At 67.3% G+C, this 16713-nt stretch carries 14 protein-coding genes; 11 read left to right on the plus strand and 3 right to left on the minus strand.

All coding sequences use genetic code 11. The annotated features are described in order from the left end of the window. Positions 1–155 precede the first annotated feature (155 nt). From B4A39_RS05965 to B4A39_RS05980, 4 genes are all read left to right on the plus strand, one after another. Positions 156–2168, plus strand: a complete 2013-nt coding sequence (locus B4A39_RS05965) for an NADPH-dependent 2,4-dienoyl-CoA reductase (RefSeq protein ID WP_292034335.1) — start codon at positions 156–158, stop codon at positions 2166–2168. Positions 2169–2181: 13 nt separating this feature from the next. After that, positions 2182–2613 (plus strand): nuclear transport factor 2 family protein, encoded by a 432-nt coding sequence (locus B4A39_RS05970; protein WP_292034337.1) that lies wholly within the window; start codon positions 2182–2184, stop codon positions 2611–2613. Positions 2614–2633: 20 nt separating this feature from the next. Next, positions 2634–3167, plus strand: coding sequence for a PadR family transcriptional regulator (locus tag B4A39_RS05975; protein WP_292034338.1), 534 nt, complete (start codon positions 2634–2636; stop codon positions 3165–3167). A 110-nt stretch (positions 3168–3277) separates the two neighbouring features. Then, positions 3278–4693, plus strand: a complete 1416-nt coding sequence (locus B4A39_RS05980) for an amino acid permease (RefSeq protein ID WP_292034339.1) — start codon at positions 3278–3280, stop codon at positions 4691–4693. A 9-nt stretch (positions 4694–4702) separates the two neighbouring features. Here B4A39_RS05980 and lldD read toward each other — a convergent pair whose 3' ends face one another. The 3 genes from lldD to B4A39_RS05995 are packed head-to-tail and all read right to left on the minus strand — an operon-like array spanning position 4703 to position 7436. Then, complete coding sequence (gene lldD, locus B4A39_RS05985) at positions 4703–5842, minus strand: FMN-dependent L-lactate dehydrogenase LldD (RefSeq protein WP_292034340.1); 1140 nt, start codon at positions 5840–5842, stop codon at positions 4703–4705. Positions 5843–5852: 10 nt separating this feature from the next. Beyond that, complete coding sequence (locus B4A39_RS05990) at positions 5853–6614, minus strand: SDR family NAD(P)-dependent oxidoreductase (RefSeq protein WP_292034342.1); 762 nt, start codon at positions 6612–6614, stop codon at positions 5853–5855. 24 nt (positions 6615–6638) lie between these two features. Beyond that, positions 6639–7436 carry an IclR family transcriptional regulator gene (locus B4A39_RS05995; protein ID WP_292034343.1) on the minus strand — a complete coding sequence of 266 codons (798 nt, stop codon included), beginning with the start codon at positions 7434–7436 and terminating at the stop codon, positions 6639–6641. Between the two features lie 150 nt (positions 7437–7586). Here B4A39_RS05995 and rhmD point away from each other — a divergent pair, with 150 nt between their 5' ends. From rhmD to B4A39_RS06030, 7 genes are all read left to right on the plus strand, one after another. Further along, entirely contained in the window at positions 7587–8780 is a 1194-nt protein-coding gene (gene rhmD / locus B4A39_RS06000; protein WP_292034344.1) for an L-rhamnonate dehydratase, read from the plus strand. A gap of 12 nt (positions 8781–8792) precedes the next feature. Next, a complete protein-coding gene (locus B4A39_RS06005) occupies positions 8793–9656 on the plus strand; it encodes a fumarylacetoacetate hydrolase family protein (RefSeq protein WP_292034346.1) in 864 nt (287 codons plus the stop codon). Continuing rightward, positions 9653–10402, plus strand: coding sequence for an SDR family NAD(P)-dependent oxidoreductase (locus B4A39_RS06010; protein WP_292034347.1), 750 nt, complete (start codon positions 9653–9655; stop codon positions 10400–10402). The genes B4A39_RS06005 and B4A39_RS06010 overlap by 4 nt, the downstream gene beginning before the upstream one ends. Positions 10403–10412: 10 nt before the next feature. Next, on the plus strand, positions 10413–11315 hold the full coding sequence (locus B4A39_RS06015; RefSeq protein WP_292034348.1) for an amidohydrolase family protein: 903 nt from the start codon (positions 10413–10415) through the stop codon (positions 11313–11315). 62 nt (positions 11316–11377) lie between these two features. Then, a complete protein-coding gene (locus B4A39_RS06020) occupies positions 11378–12640 on the plus strand; it encodes a sugar MFS transporter (protein WP_292034349.1) in 1263 nt (420 codons plus the stop codon). Beyond that, on the plus strand, positions 12640–14934 hold the full coding sequence (locus B4A39_RS06025; protein ID WP_292034351.1) for a hypothetical protein: 2295 nt from the start codon (positions 12640–12642) through the stop codon (positions 14932–14934). Before B4A39_RS06020 ends, B4A39_RS06025 begins: the two co-directional genes overlap by 1 nt. Before the next feature lie 25 nt (positions 14935–14959). Beyond that, the gene (locus tag B4A39_RS06030) at positions 14960–16438 is read left to right on the plus strand and encodes an oligogalacturonate lyase family protein (RefSeq protein ID WP_292034352.1); all 1479 of its coding nucleotides are present in this window, start codon (positions 14960–14962) and stop codon (positions 16436–16438) included. Positions 16439–16713: the final 275 nt, after the last annotated feature.

Consider the following 16713-nt stretch of genomic DNA (forward strand, 5'->3'; position numbering starts at 1 on the left):
ATCCCCCGCCCCGCCTGTCTCAACCCTTGCTAAAGCCTATCGCCCCTCGCCACCAGATCAGAATGATCCGGCGACGGAGCAAGCAATTTGCAACATGTTGCATAAAAACGAAACAGCGCTAGAGTTTTGAAACAAATTGCAAAACAGGCCGCGCCATGTCCTACCCGCAGTTGCTCCAGCCGCTCGACCTGGGCTTCACCACGCTGAAGAACCGGGTGTTGATGGGCTCGATGCACGTCGGGCTGGAGGAGGTCGAGAACGGCTTCGAGCGCATGGCCGCCTTCTACGCCGAGCGGGCGCGGGGCGAGGTGGGCCTGATCGTCACCGGCGGTATCTCGCCCAATGAACGCGGTCGCCCCATGCCTTGGGGCGCCAAGCTGACCACCGAGGAAGAGGCCGAGCACCACCGCCTCGTCACCGAGGCCGTCCACGCCGAGGGCGGCAAGATCGCCCTGCAGATCCTGCATTTCGGTCGTTACGCCTATCATCCGGACCTGGTCGCGCCCTCGGCCATTCAGGCCCCGATCACCCCCTTCGCCCCCCACGCCCTGACCGGCGAGGAGGTCGAGCAGACCATCGCCGACTTCGTGCGCTGCGCCGCCCTGGCCCAGTTCGCCGGCTATGACGGCGTCGAGGTCATGGGGTCCGAGGGCTATCTGATCAACGAATTCATCGCCGCCCGCACCAACCAGCGCGACGACGAATGGGGCGGCCCTTACGAGAACCGCATCCGCCTGCCGGTCGAGATCGTGCGCCGCACGCGCGAGAAGGTCGGCCCTGACTTCATCATCATCTACCGCCTGTCGATGCTGGACCTCGTCGAGGGCGGCTCGACGGCGGAAGAGGTGGTGCAACTGGCCAAGGCCATCGAGGCGGCGGGCGCCACCATCCTCAACACCGGCATCGGCTGGCACGAGGCCCGCATCCCCACCATCGCCACCAGCGTCCCGCGCGCCGCCTTCGCCTGGGTGACCAAGCGGCTGAAGGGCGAGGTCTCCATTCCCCTGGTCGCCACCAACCGCATCAATACGCCCGAGGTGGCCGAAAACCTCTTGGCTGAGGGCTATTGCGACATGGTGTCGATGGCCCGCCCCCTGCTGGCCGACGCCGCCTTTGTGCAAAAGGCCCGCGAAGACCGCGCCGACGAGATCAACACCTGCATCGGCTGCAATCAGGCCTGTCTGGACCACACCTTTGCGGGCAAGATCACCTCCTGCCTGGTCAATCCGCGCGCCTGCCACGAGACCGAACTGGTCATCGCCCCGACTGAAACACCCAAGAAGATCGCCGTCGTCGGCGCTGGTCCCGCCGGCCTCAGCTTCGCCGTCACCGCCGCCGAGCGCGGCCACGACGTCACCCTGATCGAGGCCTCCAGCGACGTGGGCGGCCAGTTCAACATCGCCAAGAAGATCCCCGGCAAGGAAGAGTTCGGCGAGACCCTGCGCTACTTCCGCAAGCACCTGGAGCTGACCGGGGTCAAGCTCCGCCTCAACACCCGCGGCGAGGCCAGCGCCTTGGCCGACGAGGGCTTCGACGACATCGTCCTGGCCACCGGCGTCAGCCCGCGCACGCCCGAGATCGACGGCGTCGACCACCCCAAGACCCTGTCCTACCTCGACGTCCTGCGCGACGAGGCACACGTAGGCAAGACCGTGGCCGTCATCGGCGCCGGCGGCATCGGCCATGACGTCAGCGAGTATCTGGTCGAGCGTCACGAGCCCCCGTCGCTGGATCGCTTCTTCCGCACCTGGGGCGTCGATCCCGACTACAGGACCGCTGGGGGCCGCACCGCGCCGCTGGTCGAACCGGCGGAACGTCAGGTCTTCCTGCTGCAGCGCTCGACCGGCAAGGTCGGCGAGCGTCTGGGCCGGACGACCGGCTGGATTCACCGCGCCGCGCTGAAGATGCACGGCGTCGTCACCGCCAGCGGCGTCGCCTATCGCCGCATCGACGACGATGGCCTGCACGTCACCATCGACGGCGCCGACAAGACCCTGCCCGTCGATCACGTCGTGGTCTGCGCCGGGCAGGAGCCCCTGCGAGAGCTGCACGACGGCCTGCTCGCGCGCGGTTGCTCGGTCCATCTGATCGGCGGGGCCGACGTCGCCGCTGAACTCGACGCCAAGCGCGCCATCGACCAGGGCGTGCGCCTGGCCGCCGCCATCTAGAGGAGAAAAGCCCATGACGACGTTGACCCTGCATCCCGCCGCCGCCGCATCGCTCGCCAAGTGGCACGCCATGATCGCCGCCCAGGACCTGGGAGCCTTGCGCGCCATCGTCCACCCGGACGCCACGTTCCGCTCGCCGGTGGCGTTCAAGGCCTATCATAGCGCCGACGCGCTGATCCTGGCGCTCGGCACGGTTATCACCGTGTTTCAGGACTTCGCCTACCACCGCGAAGCCGCCACGGCAGACGGCCTGAACGTGGTGCTGGAGTTCAGCGCCCGCGTCGGCGATCGGGGGGTCAAGGGCATCGACTTCATCCGGTTCGACGAGGACGGCCTGATCACCGACTTCGAGGTCATGATGCGCCCCATGAACGGGGTTCAGGCCCTGGCCGCCGAAATGGGCCAGCGCCTCGGCGCGCTTTTGCCCGCCTTCAAGGCCTCCTGAGGTTCGGCTATTCAGGCGCCATGTCCCTGCCCCACGCCCTTCTGACTTCGCTGGCCGAACGCCCCGGATCGGGCTCCGAGCTGGCCGGCCGCTTTGACCGCTCGATCGGCTATTTCTGGCAGGCGACGCATCAGCAGATCTATCGCGAACTGGCCCGGATCGAGGCCGCCGGCTGGGTCGAGGCCGAACCGGTCGAGGGCGCGCGCGGCGGCAAGCGCCGCTTTCGCATCCTGCCCCCCGGGCGCGAGGAATTGCAGCGCTGGGTCAATGACCGGCAGGACGCGCCCGCTATTCGAGACGAGTTGATGGTGCGCCTCCGCGCCGAGGCTGTCGTCGGTCCGACTGGTCTCGGCGACGAGCTTCAGGCGCTCGCCGACCGCCACCGCGACAAGCTCGCGGCCTATCTGGCCATCGAGGCGCGGGATTTCCCGGTCACGCCGCGATCGCGCGAACAGGGGCTGCAGCACCTTGTTCTGAAGGCCGGCATCGACTTTGAACGCCAGCGCATCGCCCTCTGCGAAGCGGCCGCCGACATCTTGAAAGGGCCGGCCTGAGCGGCGCTCGCCCACAAAACGCCCACTTGTTGCCGTTTCCAGCCGCCCCGTTCGTTTTCCGCATCGCCTGATCCGTGCGAAAATGGTCGCCTTTTCCCGGGTTAAGCCACATGGGCCGCTGGAACACACGCAAGCGCATCGACGCCGACACAAGGGCGCTGCAGGACGGGCCAGCCCTGCCCCGCACCCTGAGTTGGCCGCATCTGATCGCCATGGGCGTGGGCGCCATCGTCGGCACCGGCATCCTGACCCTGATCGGCATCGGCGCCGACAAGGCGGGCCCGGCGGTGTTGCTGTCCTTCCTCATCGCCGGCTTCGTCTGCGCCTGCGCCGCGCTGGCCTATGCCGAAATGGCCTCGATGATCCCGGCTTCGGGCAGCGCCTACACCTATAGCTACGTGGTCATGGGCGAGGTTTTCGCCTGGATCATCGGCTGGAGCCTGATCCTGGAATACAGCCTGGTGGTCAGCGCCGTGGCGGTCAGCTGGTCCGGCTATGCCGCGCCCTTGCTGAACGGCTGGGCAGGCGTGCCCATGGCCCTGATGCAGGCGCCGCACGCGGGCGGGATCGCCAACCTGCCGGCCCTGTTCGTCATCGCCCTGGTCGCCGCCCTTCTGATCGCCGGCACGCGCAAGAGCGCCAGCCTGACCATGATCCTGGTGGCGGTGAAGCTGTCGGCCCTGGCCGTCTTCGTCTGGTTCGCCCTGCCGCATTTCGATGCGACAAACCTCGAGCCCTTCAGCCCCTACGGCTTTGCGCGCAACATGGGCGAGGACGGGATCGAGCGCGGCATCATGGCCGCCGCCGCCATCATCTTCTCGGCCTTCTACGGCTTCGACGCCATCGCCACCGCCGCCGAGGAGACCCGCAATCCCAGACGCGACCTCGCCATCGGCATCATCGGCTCCATGTTCGCCTGCGCCGCCATCTACACGATCATCGCTCTCGCGGCCCTGGGCGCCACGCCGTTCACCGCCTTCGCCAACAGCCCCGAGCCGTTGGCCCTGATCCTGCGCGAGATCAATCAGCCCGGCGCCGCCCGCTTCCTGGCCGTGACCGCGGTCCTCACCCTGCCGACCGTCATCATGGCCTTCTTCTATGGCCAGAGCCGCATCTTCTTCGTCATGGCGCGCGACGGCCTGCTGCCCCACGGCCTGTCGAAGGTGTCGAAGGGCGGGCGGCCGATCCGCATCACCCTGTTCACGGTCGCCGTCGTCGGCGCCATCAGCCTGTTCCTGCCGCTGGACGAGATCGTCGCCCTGGCCAACGCCGGCTCGCTGGTGGCCTTTACGGCGGTGGCGGCCTGCATGCTGATCATGCGCCGCCGTGCGCCCGACGCTCCGCGCGGCTTCCGCACACCGCTGGCCTGGGTGATCGGGCCGATCGCCATCGCCGGCTGTCTCTATCTCTTGGCCAGCCTGCCGCAGAAGACGCACCTGTGGTTCCTGTTCTGGAACCTGGCCGGCATCGCCGTCTATCTGGCCTATGGCCGTCGCCACAGCCTGGCGGGCAAGCATCCCGCCTAGCCGGACTAACTAAGCCAGGGCGTTGCGGTCCAGTTGATCGACGCGCGTCACGCCGGTCAGGGCCATGGCCACCTTCATCTCGGCGGCCATCAGGTTGAGGACATGGCTGACGCCTGCCTCGCCGCGTGCGGCCAGCGCATAGGCCCAGGCTCGACCGATCAGCACCCCGTCAGCGCCGAGCGCCAGCATGCGCGCCACGTCCAGACCGCTGCGAACGCCGCCGTCGGCCAGCACCGTCAGCCGCCCTTCAACCGCGTCGGCGATCGGCGGCAGGGCGCGAGTCGAGGACAGGACCCCATCCAGCTGACGGCCGCCGTGGTTCGACACCACCAGACCGTCCGCGCCCAGATCCGCCACGCGCCTGGCGTCGTCGGCGTCCAGCACGCCCTTGATGATCAGCGGCCCCTTCCAGCGATCGCGCACCCAGGCCAGATCATCCCAGGTCACGGTGGGATCGAAGTTGTCGCGCATCCAGGCGAAGAAGTCGTCGATGCCGGTCTTGCCCTTCAGCACCGGCGCGACATTGCCCAGCGAATGCGGACCGCCCCGAACGCCCACGTCCCAGGCCCAGGCCGGATGCGCCACGGCCTGCATGGCGCGCCGCATGTCGCCTACGAATCCAGAGGCCCCGGCCAGACCCGAGTGATAGTCGCGATAGCGCGAGCCCGGCACCGGCATGTCGACGGTGAAGATCAGGGCCGGGCACTTGGCCGCCTCGGCCAGATCCAGCAGGTCGGCCATGAAGGCGCGGTCGCGGATCATGTAGAGTTGGAACCAGAAGGGCGTCGGGCTGCCCGCCGCCACCTCTCCGATCGAACAGGCCCCGACCGTGGACAGGGTGAAGGGCACGCCGAAGGCGGCGGCGGCGCGCGCAGCCTGCACCTCGCCGCGCCGCGCATTCATCCCCGCCAGCCCGACCGGCGCCAGGGCCACCGGCAGGCTCTGCTTCTGCCCGAACAGGGTCGTCGACAGGTCGATGTCCGAGACGTCCCGCAGCACCCTTTGGCGCAAGGCCACGTCGCGCAGGTCGCTGGTGTTTCGTCCCAGCGTCGTCTCCGCGTAGGAGCCGCCGTCGATGTATTCGAACAGGAAGCGCGGCAGGCGGCGGCGCGCCAACTCGCGATAGTCGGTGATGGATGCCGCCTTCACGCCGGGCGACCTATTGCAGGTTCACAAAGGCGCCGCCGTCGACCAGCAGGGCCGCGCCGGTGACATAGGCCGCCATGTCCGAAGCCAGGAAGGCGACCGCGCCGCCGATGTCCTCGGGCTGGCCCAGACGGCCCAGCGGGATACGGCCTTCCATGTATTCGCGCTTGGCCGGATCGGACAGGTCGTCCTTGTTGATGTCGGTCAGGATGGTGCCCGGCAGCACCGAGTTGCAGCGAATGCCGTGACGCCCCAGGGCGATAGCGCAGGACTGCATCAGGCTGTGCACGCCCGCCTTGGTCGGGGTGTAGTGAGTCTGGAACTCGCCCCCGACCAGGGCCGAAATCGAGCTGATCGCCACAATGGCCCCGCCATTGCCCTGCTTGACCATCTGGTTCGCCGCAGCCTGCGTCATGAAGTAGGCGCCGTGCAGGTTGACCTCCATCGTCCGCTTCAGCGTCTCGGCCGGCATGTCGAGGAAGGCGTGGAAGGGGCAGATGCCGGCGTTGGAGACAAAGACGTCCACCTTGCCGAAGGCCTCGACCGCCGAACTGACAAAGGCGGCCGCCGTTTCCGGCAGGGCCACGTCGCCCTCGACCGAAATGCAGCGCCGGCCATGGGCCTCTACCGCCGCGATCACTTCCGCGGCGGCTTCGCCGCCCGAGTGGCTGTTGATGGCCACGTCCGCGCCCTGCTTGGCCATTTCCACGGCCACGGCCGCCCCGATGCCTCGCGATCCTCCGGTGATGAGGACGACCTTGTCTTTAAGCAGCATGGGGGCTCCGTACAGTCAGTTACTTCAGGGTTTCGGGGTCCAGCCCAGGTCGCCGCTGATGGCGTTGGCGGCGTCGGTGACCGTCTTGGTCAGCTCGGCCATCCGGGCGTCGGACATATATTGTGCGGCGGAGGAGACGCTGATCGCGGCCACGATATGCCCGTCGACCGAGCGGATCGGCGCGGCGACGCAGCGGACCTGATCCTCGTTCTCTTCCAAGTCGAAGGCATAGCCCTTCTGCGCATAGCCGCGCATCCGCTCCATCCAGACGGCGCGGGCGGCGGAATCGAAGGTCGTGCCTTCGGGGGCGTAGAAGTCGCTCCACTCCGGTTCCGACTTGTCGAGGATCAGCGCCTTGCCCAGGCCGGTCGAGGCGATCGGGTGCCGTTCGCCCAGCCGCGAGCCGATATTGACCCGGCGACGCCCGGCCACCTTGTCCAGATAGAGGGCGTGACGGCCGTCCAGCACGCCCAGGTGCACCGTGTCATCCGTCACCGAAGACAGATGCTCCAGCCAGGGCCGCGCCACGCGGGGCAGATGCATCTGCTGGCTGGCGGCGTGACCCAGCTCCAGCAGCTTGGGACCGAGGGAATAGCCTTCGCGCGGGCGGAACGACAGCAGGCGGCGATCGACCAGGGCCGAGGCCAGTCGGTGGGTCGTGCTGCGCGTCAGCTCCAGCTTCTCGGACAGTTCGGCCAGAGGCAGCGAGCCGTCGATCAGCGCGTCGATGACGTCCAGGCCACGCAGCAGGGTCTGGCTGCCGGAGGCCTTGGCCCCGGTTTCCTCTTCGCCCTCGCCGTGTTCGGTCTTGATTGACGTCATTCGTCCCATCTCGTAATCCTCATTCCCAGAATGTAGCAAAACACGCAAGCGGGCCGCTCAAATGGTTGGCAAGTTTGACGGGTCGCACGGAGGAACGCCAGTGAAATCCCGCATTATGGGAGCGGATTACCGTATCTCGGTGATTTGCCAATGAGCCGCCTGCCGAAAATCAAACACGTCCGCGCTTTTGTTGTGAAGAACGACGGCGCTGGCGGCGGCGCCGACTATCACGACCAGGGCGATGGCCACTGGATCGACGACCACATCGCCACCCCGATGGCCAAATATCCCGAGTACCGCCAGAGCCGCCGCAGCTTCGGCATCAACGTGCTGGGCACCCTGGTCGTCGAGATCGAGGCTGAGAACGGCGTCGTCGGCTTCGCGGTGACCACCGGTGGCGAGCCCGCCGCCTATATCGTCGAAAAGCACCTGGCCCGCTTCCTGGAGGGCCGCGACCCGTCCGAGGTCGAGAAGATCTGGGACCAGATGTATTTCTCGACCCAGTATTACGGCCGCAAGGGCCTGGTGGTGAACGCCATCTCCGGCGTCGATCTGGCCCTGTGGGACCTGCTGGGCCGTCTGCGTCAGGAGCCGGTCTTCGCCATGCTGGGCGGAGCGGTGCGCGACGAGCTGACCTTCTACGCCACCGGTGCGCGTCCCGACAAAGCCAAGGAACTGGGCTTCATCGGCGGCAAGATGCCCCTGCACCACGGCCCGGCCGAAGGTGAGGAAGGCCTGCGCAAGAACCTGGCCGAGCTGGAGGCCATGCGGAACGCCTGCGGCGACGACTTCTGGCTGATGTTCGACTGCTGGATGGCGCTGGATCTGAACTACGCCACCCGCCTGGCCCATGAAGCCCACAACCTGGGCCTGAAGTGGATCGAGGAGGCCCTCAGCCCCGACGACTACTGGGGCTACCAGGCGCTGAAGAAGAACGCGCCCAAGGGCATGCTGGTCACCACCGGCGAGCACGAGGCCACCCGCTGGGGCTTCCGCATGCTGCTGGAAATGGAATGCTGCGACATCATCCAGCCGGACGTGGGCTGGTGCGGCGGCGTGACCGAGTTGCAGAAGATCTCCGCCCTGGCTGATTCCAAGGGCGTGCTGATGATCCCGCACGGCTCATCCGTCTATTCCTACCACTTCGTCGTGACGCGCCATAACAGCCCGTTCGCCGAGTTCCTGATGATGGCCCCCGGCGCCGACGAGGTCGTGCCCATGTTCCATCCGCAGCTGATTGGCGAACCCGTTCCGGTGAACGGCAAGCTGAAGGTGCCTGACACCCCCGGTTTCGGCGTCGAGCTGAACCGCGACATCGCCCTGCATCGCCCCTACGCCCGCTAAGAAGGCCTCCCTATGAAACTGTTGCGTTATGGCCCTGTGGGCCAGGAAAAACCCGGCGTCCTGGACTCTGAAGGCCGCATCCGCGACCTCTCGGGCGTTGTGGCCGACATCACCCCGAACGAGCTGTGGGGCGAAGGCCTCGCCGCGCTGAAGGCGATCGATCCGGCGTCCCTGCCTCTGGTCGAGGGCCAGCCGCGCTACGGCGTGCCGGTCAACGGGGTTCGCAAATTCATCGCCATCGGCCTGAACTTCGCCGACCACGCCGCCGAGTCCAACCTGCCGATCCCGGCTGAGCCCGTGGTCTTCACCAAGGCGGTTTCCTGCCTGACGGGCCCGAATGATACCGTTGTCATTCCGCGCGGTTCCGAAAAGACCGACTGGGAAGTCGAGCTGGGCATCGTCATCGGCCAGCGCGCCTCCTACGTCGAACAGGCCGATGCCCTGGACCATGTCGCGGGCTATGTTCTGATCAACGACGTGTCCGAGCGCGCCTTCCAGACCGAACGCGGCGGCACCTGGGACAAGGGCAAGGGTTGCGACACCTTCGGCCCGGTCGGTCCCTGGATCGTCACCCCCGACGAGGTCGGCGACGTGCAGAAGCTGGACATGTGGCTGGACCTCAACGGCAAGCGCATGCAGACCGGCAACACCCAGACCATGATCTTCGGCGTGGCCGAGATCGTCTCCTACGTCAGCCAGTTCATGACGCTGGAGCCCGGCGACCTGATCACCACCGGCACCCCGCCCGGCGTCGGCCTGGGCCAGAAACCCGAGCCCTTCTACCTCAAGGCCGGCGACGTGATGGAACTGGGCATCGAGAAGCTGGGCAGCCAGCGCCAGTCGGTCGTCGCCTGGTCGAAGGATGTGGTGGCATGAGCGCCTATCAGGGACGTTTCACCGGCCGCACCGCCATCGTCACCGGCGGCGCCTCCGGTCTGGGCAAGGCCTCGGCCGCCCGTATCGTAGCCGAGGGCGGCAAGGTCGTGCTCTGGGACCTGAACCCCGAGACCTTGAAGGCCGCCGCCGAGGAAGTGGGCGCCACCGCTGTCGTGGCTCTGGACGTGTCCGACCCCGAAGCGGTCGAGGCCGCCGCGAGGACCTCGCATGAGGCCCTGGGCCGCATCGACATCCTGGTCGCCTCGGCCGGCATCACCGGCGCCACGGTGCCGGTGCAGGAGTTCCCGCTCGACAGCTGGAAGCGCGTCGTCGACATCAATCTGAACGGCGTCTTCTACTGCTGCCGCGCCGTGACCCCCTATATGCTGGCCGAGGGTTACGGCCGCATCGTCAACGTGGCCTCGGTCGCCGGCAAGGAAGGCAACCCGAACGCCTCGGCCTATTCGGCGTCCAAGGCCGGCGTGATCGGCTTCACCAAGTCGCTGGGCAAGGAACTGGCCGGCAAGGGCGTCATCGCCAACAGCCTGACCCCCGCCACCTTCGAGAGCCCCATCCTGGCGCAACTGCCCCAGAGCCAGGTCGACTACATGCGTTCCAAGATCCCCATGGGCCGTCTGGGCGAGGTCGACGAAAGCGCCGCCATGGTCTGCTTCATGGCGTCCGAGGAATGCAGCTTCACCACCGCCTCGACGTTCGATACGTCGGGCGGACGCACGACCTACTAGGGAGCTTCAGGTGGGCCGCGACCTTCGCATCGTCGATAGCCACGTCCACCTGTGGGACCTGTCACGCGCCCGCTACGGCTGGCTGCAGGACGATCCCCTGCCGAACAATCCGGCAGGGGACATGTCCTCGATCGCGCATCGCGACTACCTGCTGAAGGACTATCTGACCGATACGGCGAACTGGCGCGTGGACAAGATCGTCCACGTCGAGGCCGGCCAGCCGCGCGGTCAACAGTTGGCCGAGACCGACTGGCTGCAGGCCATGGCCGACGACTACGGCTATCCGCACGGCATCGTCGCCGGCGCCGACCTGACCGATCCCGATCTGGACGCCCTGCTGGAAGCCCACGCCGCACGGCCCAACGTTCGGGGCGTGCGCCAGATCGTCTGCTGGCACGCCGATCCGAAGAAGACCTATAATCCCGCCGATCCCCTGCTCGACCCGGTCTGGCGTGCAGGCTTTGGCAAGCTGGCGCAGCACGGCCTTTCCTTCGACCTGCAGCTTTATCCGTCGCAGATGGCGACCGCCGTCGAACTGGCCGACGCTCATCCCGATACGCCCCTGATCATCAACCATGCGGGCCTGCCGACCGATCGCGACGCCGAAGGTCTGGCGGTCTGGCGCGCCGGGCTGAAGGCCCTCGCCGAACGCCCCCAAGTCTCCATCAAGATATCCGGCCTGGGCATCACCGACCGCGCCTGGACCCTGCATTCCATCCAGCCGATCGTGCTGGAGTGCATCGAAACGTTCGGAACCCGGCGCGCCATGTTCGCCAGCGACTTCCCGGTCGAACGGGTTCACGGCGCGTTCGACGCCTTCTATTCCGCCTTCGACGACATCACGCGCCACTTCAGCGCCGACGAACGCGATCGCCTGTTCGCCGCCAACGCCGAGGCGATCTACCGCATCTGACCCATCATTCGCCGAGCCCGCATCAAGACGGCGCCGGCCCTGAGGAAGCTCAAGAGGACGACATGAGTATCGAAACCGACGCCGCCCACACTCCCGGTGGCCTGGCCGTGCCCGCCGGAAACCTGCGCGGACCGCTGGCCTTCGCCATCGCCTGCTTCCTGATCTGGGGCCTGGCCTACGGTCTGCTGGACGTTCTGAACAAGCATTTTCAGGACACGCTCAGCATCAGCCACGCTGACAGCGCCTGGCTGCAGATCGCCTACTTCGGCGCCTATCTGCTGCTCAGCGTGCCCGCCGGCATGCTGCTGAACGCACGCGGGTACAAGTTCGGCATCGTCACCGGCCTGATGGTCGCGGCGGTCGGCGCCCTGCTCTTCATTCCTGCGGCCAGCGCCGGCGCCTTCCTGCCCTTCGTCGGCTCGATGTTCGTTCTGGCGGCGGGTCTCTGCATCCTGGAAACCAGCGCCGACACCTATGTGAACGTGCTCGGCGACCCGGCCAAGGCGCCGCAGCGCCTGAACCTGGCCCAGTCCTTCAACGCCCTGGGCGTCTTCTTCGGCCCCCTGATCGGCGGCGCGGTCTTCTTCAGCCCGACCACGACCGAGGCCCTGGGCGGCGCCACCCGCTCGATCCAGATCGTCTATGGCCTGATCGCCCTTGGCGTCGTGCTGTTCGCCCTGGTGGTCTGGCGCGCCCGACTGCCCGAGACGGGACTGGCCGACCACGGCGGCGATGAATCCAGCGCTGTCGCCAAGCCGCTGTCGCAGCAGCCGCACTTCGTCGCAGGCGTCATCACCCAGGCCCTCTACATCGGCGCCCAGGTCGGCATCGGCGCCTTCTTCATCAATCTGGTCACCCAGAACTGGCAGGGTCTGAGCAGCCAGACCGGCGCCTTCATGCTGTCGCTGGCCGCCATCGGCTATCTGGTCGGCCGCTTCGCCGCGACCGCTCTTCTGCTGAAGATCAAGCCGCGCGCCCTGCTGACCGCCTACGGCGTCGTCAACGTCATCCTGACCCTGATCGTGGCCGCCGGCATCGACAAGATTTCGCCCATCGCCCTGATCGCCGTCTTCTTCTTCATGTCCACCATGTTCGCCACCATCTTCGCGCTTGGCACGACGGGCCTGGGCGCCGCGACGAAGAAGGCCTCGTCCCTCATGGTCATGGCCATCGGCGGCGGCGTGCTGCTGCCCTGGCCGATGGGCAAGATCTCCGACCTTTACGGGGCCAACGTCGCCTTCCTCCTGCCCGCCGCCTGCTTCGTGGTCGTCGCCTGGTACGGCTGGAAGGGCGCTGGCCTGGGCCTGAAGACGGAGGCCAACTGATGCGCCTGCGTTCCGCCCTGCTCGCCTTCACCCTGCTGGCCGGCCCGGTCGCTCTGCCGCTGGGCGCCTGCGCCCAGACGGTTCAGCCCGTCTCCGCGGGCGTCCCGGCGGCCCCCATCGACCGGCAGGCCCTGGCCCAGCGCCACAATGTGACGCTGAACGCCATCGACCGCCACGCCCCCATCCAGCTGGGCAACGGCGACCTGGGGTTCACCCCCGACATCACCGGTCTGCAGACCTTTCCCGAACAGTATTCGGAACTGGCCCCCCTGCTGACCATGGCCCAGTGGGCCTGGCACAGCTTCCCCAATCCCGAGGGCTACACCGAGCAGAACGGGCTGGTGAACGTGCCCGTCCCCGGTCGCGGGGAACAGCCCTACGCCTGGATGAAGTCCTGGGCCGACGCCGAGACCAACCCCGCCTACACCTGGCTGCGGGCCAACCCCCACCGCATCTCGCTGAGCCGCATCGGCCTGACTTTCGACGACGGCCGCCCGCTGGACTTCGCCAAGGTGGCGAACACGCGCCAGACCCTGGACCTCTGGTCGGGCGCCCTGACCAGCCGCTTCACCTATGACGGCCAGTCGGTCGAGGTCGTCACGCGGGTCCACCCGACCCTGGACATGGTGATGGTCGAGATCGCCTCGCCCCTGGTCGCGTCGCAGGGGCTGGGCGTTCAGGTCCGCTATCCCGGCGTGAACCCGGCCATCAACCCGGACCCGACCAGCTTCGACGCCACGGGCGCCCAGAGCCTGGAGGTTATCGCCTTCGACACGGGCGACGTCCGCATCCGCCGCAGCCTGGACGACACCACATATTATTCCGGCATCACAGCATCGGGTAAGATCGAGCAGAGCGGCGCCGACAGGTTCAGCGTCGTGGCGAACGGTCGCGACCGGCTGACCGTCATGGTCCGCTTCGATCAACAGGCCGACAAGACGCCCGCCCCCGCCTATTCCGCCAGCGTTCAGGCCGTGACTGCGCACTGGAACTCCTTCTGGACCCAAGGCGGCGCCGTCGACTTCACCGGCTCGACCGACCCGCGCGCCGCCGAACTGGAACGCCGCGTGGTGCTGTCGCAATACCTGTCGGCGGTGAACGGCGCGGGCGAACTGCCGCCTCAGGAAGAAGGCCTCTTCTCCAACTCCTGGTACGGCAAGTTCCATCTGGAGATGCACCCCTGGCACGCCGGCTGGCAGGCCATGTGGGGTCGCCCCGACATGCTGGAGCGCAGCCTGCCCTGGTATCTCGGCAACCTCGACAACGCTCGCACCGAGGCCGCGCGCCACGGGGTCAAGGGCGCCTGGTGGCCCAAGATGGTCGGGCCGGAGGGCCGCAACAGCCCCAGCCTCGTCTCCCCCTTCATCATGTGGCAGCAGCCGCACCCCATCCTGCTGGCCGAGCTGGTCTGGCGGTCCGAGAAAGACCCCGCTGTGCTGGGCCGTTATGCCGAGCTGGTCGAGACCACTGCCGACCTGCTGGCCTCCTGGCCGATCGAGGCGAACGGCCGCCTGAACCTCGGCACGCCCCTGATCCCGGCGCAGGAGAACTATGATCCCCTGACCACCATCAATCCGACCTTCGAGGTCGAGTATTTCCGCTGGGCGCTCGAAACCGCGCAGCAGTGGCGCGTCCGTCAGGGCCAGCCCCGCCGCGCCGACTGGGATCAGGCTCTGGCGAAGATCGCTCCGCCGGCGATGAAGGGCGGCCTCTACCTGCCGGTAGAGAGCGTGCCGGACTTCTGGGAGACGGCCATGTCAGACGCCTGCCGCAAGCACGCAGCTGCGGCCCAGTGCAAGAACCGCGACCACCCCTCCTTCCTGATGGCCTACGGCTTCATTCCGGGCGCGCGGATCGACCCCGACGCCATGCGCCGAACCTTCGAGGCGGTGGAGCAGAACTGGGACGTGCGCCAAACCTGGGGCTGGGACTTCCCCATGATGGCCATGACGGCGGCCCGCATCGGCGAGCCGGCAAAGGCCGTCGACTGGCTGTTCGCCGATCTGAAGAACAATCAGTGGGGCGTCACCGGCATGACCCCGCGCGTCCATCTGGACGAGCACGCCGACGAACTGGTGCCGGTCTCGGCCGGCGCTGGCGGCGTGGAGATGTCGGTCAATCCCGACGGCGCCGGCTACCGTCGCGCGGCCGAGACCTACTTCCCCTCCAACGGCTCGCTGCTGATGGCGGTGGGCCTGATGGCCGGCGGCTGGGACGGCTCGACCGGCCATGCGCCCGGCTTCCCCCGTGACGGCTGGACCGTGCGGGTCGAAGGCCTGACGCCTGCGCCCTGACCAGTAGAATAAAGAGGACCGCCCCATGACGACCTCCCGCCGATCCGCCCTTAAGGCCCTGCTGGCCGCCCCCGCCGCCGTGGGCGTCGCCAGCGCCGCCCATGCTCAGAGCGCCACGCCGGCGCCGCGCGCGGCGAACGGCCTTCAGCCCGCCCTGCCGCCCGCCGGGCAGGTCCCGGCCTGGCCAGCGCCCAACACCGCCCCGCCCTCGACCCAGGAGGCGCCCCACCAGACGCCGACCTGGTCCGGCCCTGTGCCGACGGACTGGGTGGACCCGCACACCGGTCACCGCATCCGTCGCCTGTCGCCCGATGGCGGCGGCGGCAAGCCCTACTTCTACAAGAACATGTTCCTGCCCTCGAAGGCCGGACAGCCGGACCTGATGGTCATCTCGACCCCTCAGGGCATTTCAACGGTCAACCTGTCCACCTGGGCGCGCGACGTCCTGGTGCCGGACACCCACGCCGACCTGATGTTCACCGGCCGCAAGGGCCGCAACGTCTACTACTCGGTCACCGAACCCGGCGAGGCCCAGTTGATGGACCGCGCCAAGACGATCTATGTCATCGACGTGGACACCAAACGCGTGCGCCGGATCGCCCGCGTTCCCAACGGCAACATCAACTCGGTCAATGCGGACGAGACCCTGCTGCTCGGCTTCGTCGCCTATGGATCAGAGCCGTTGCAGCCGAATGTCGGCGACCCGCGCAACCGCCGCTTCGACCAGGCCGAATACGCCGCCAACGGCCCGGACGGAAAGCCGCTGAACTTCGCCCGCGCCAAGGGCGTGCGGATGCTGCAGCGCTGGGCCGCCCGCTATCCGATGGAGATCTTTGTGATCGACATGGCGACCGGCGAACGCCGCGTCATCCATTCGACCAACGAGTGGATCGGCCACACCCAGTTCTCGCCGACCGATCCCGACCGCATCATCTTCTGCCACGAGGGCCCCTGGCACCGCGTCGATCGGATGTGGACGATGAAGGTCGACGGTTCGGACCTGCGCAAGACCCACACCCGCACCATGAACTTCGAAATCTTCGGCCATGAGTGGTTCAGCCCCGACGGCAAGCAAGTCCTCTATGACCTGCAGACCCCGCGCGGCCAGGTCTTCTGGGTCGCCTCGGTGGATCTGGAGACCGGCAAGCGTGTCTATCGTCGGGTCGAGCAGAACGACTGGTCGGTGCATTTCAACGTCTCGCCGGACGGCAAGATGTTCGCCGGTGACGGCGGCGACGGCGACATGGTGGCCCACGCCCCGGACGGCAAATGGATCGTCCTGCTGCGTCCCGAACCCATCGTCGACGAGGACCCCTCCAGCGACAAGGACGACCAGATCAGCGTCGAATACCTGCGCTCGGAACGCCTGGTGGACCTGTCCAACCACGATTATCGGCTGGAGCCCAACCTGACCTTCACGCCCGACGGCCAGTGGATCGTCTTCGTCTCGAACATGCACGGCAAGAACCACGTCTATGCGGTCGAGGTCGCACGCACGGCCTGATTTCCGCACCGTGCAAGTCTGCGCAAGGCCCCGGTTCGCCCCCGGGGCCTTTCTGCTGTTCGGCGGTTCTCGCATAACCGCGTTTCGCAGTTCGAGACTGCATCCCATCACGATGGCAAGGGCTTCACACCGCTCGCAGTCAGAGCGTCTGGCCACCAGCATCAATCATAAAGCGCCACTATCTCATTGCACGGAATAGGATTTTGACGGCCCTCAGTCGCCCGGTGACACCGCCTGACACCATCCTGTTGCAAAAGACGGGAAGCTGTTGCAAG

Origin of the sequence: Brevundimonas sp. UBA4553, assembly GCF_002387245.1 — a bacterium.
GTDB lineage: Bacteria > Pseudomonadota > Alphaproteobacteria > Caulobacterales > Caulobacteraceae > Brevundimonas.

Coding starts and splice junctions, on each gene's coding strand:
- B4A39_RS05965 (WP_292034335.1), top strand. CDS start 156: ATGTCCTACCCGCAGTTGCTCCAGCCGCTCGACCTGGGCTTCACCACG.
- B4A39_RS05970 (WP_292034337.1), top strand. CDS start 2,182: ATGACGACGTTGACCCTGCATCCCGCCGCCGCCGCATCGCTCGCCAAG.
- B4A39_RS05975 (WP_292034338.1), top strand. CDS start 2,634: ATGTCCCTGCCCCACGCCCTTCTGACTTCGCTGGCCGAACGCCCCGGA.
- B4A39_RS05980 (WP_292034339.1), top strand. CDS start 3,278: ATGGGCCGCTGGAACACACGCAAGCGCATCGACGCCGACACAAGGGCG.
- B4A39_RS05990 (WP_292034342.1), bottom strand. CDS start 6,614: ATGCTGCTTAAAGACAAGGTCGTCCTCATCACCGGAGGATCGCGAGGC.
- B4A39_RS05995 (WP_292034343.1), bottom strand. CDS start 7,436: ATGACGTCAATCAAGACCGAACACGGCGAGGGCGAAGAGGAAACCGGG.
- rhmD (WP_292034344.1), top strand. CDS start 7,587: ATGAGCCGCCTGCCGAAAATCAAACACGTCCGCGCTTTTGTTGTGAAG.
- B4A39_RS06005 (WP_292034346.1), top strand. CDS start 8,793: ATGAAACTGTTGCGTTATGGCCCTGTGGGCCAGGAAAAACCCGGCGTC.
- B4A39_RS06010 (WP_292034347.1), top strand. CDS start 9,653: ATGAGCGCCTATCAGGGACGTTTCACCGGCCGCACCGCCATCGTCACC.
- B4A39_RS06020 (WP_292034349.1), top strand. CDS start 11,378: ATGAGTATCGAAACCGACGCCGCCCACACTCCCGGTGGCCTGGCCGTG.
- B4A39_RS06025 (WP_292034351.1), top strand. CDS start 12,640: ATGCGCCTGCGTTCCGCCCTGCTCGCCTTCACCCTGCTGGCCGGCCCG.
- B4A39_RS06030 (WP_292034352.1), top strand. CDS start 14,960: ATGACGACCTCCCGCCGATCCGCCCTTAAGGCCCTGCTGGCCGCCCCC.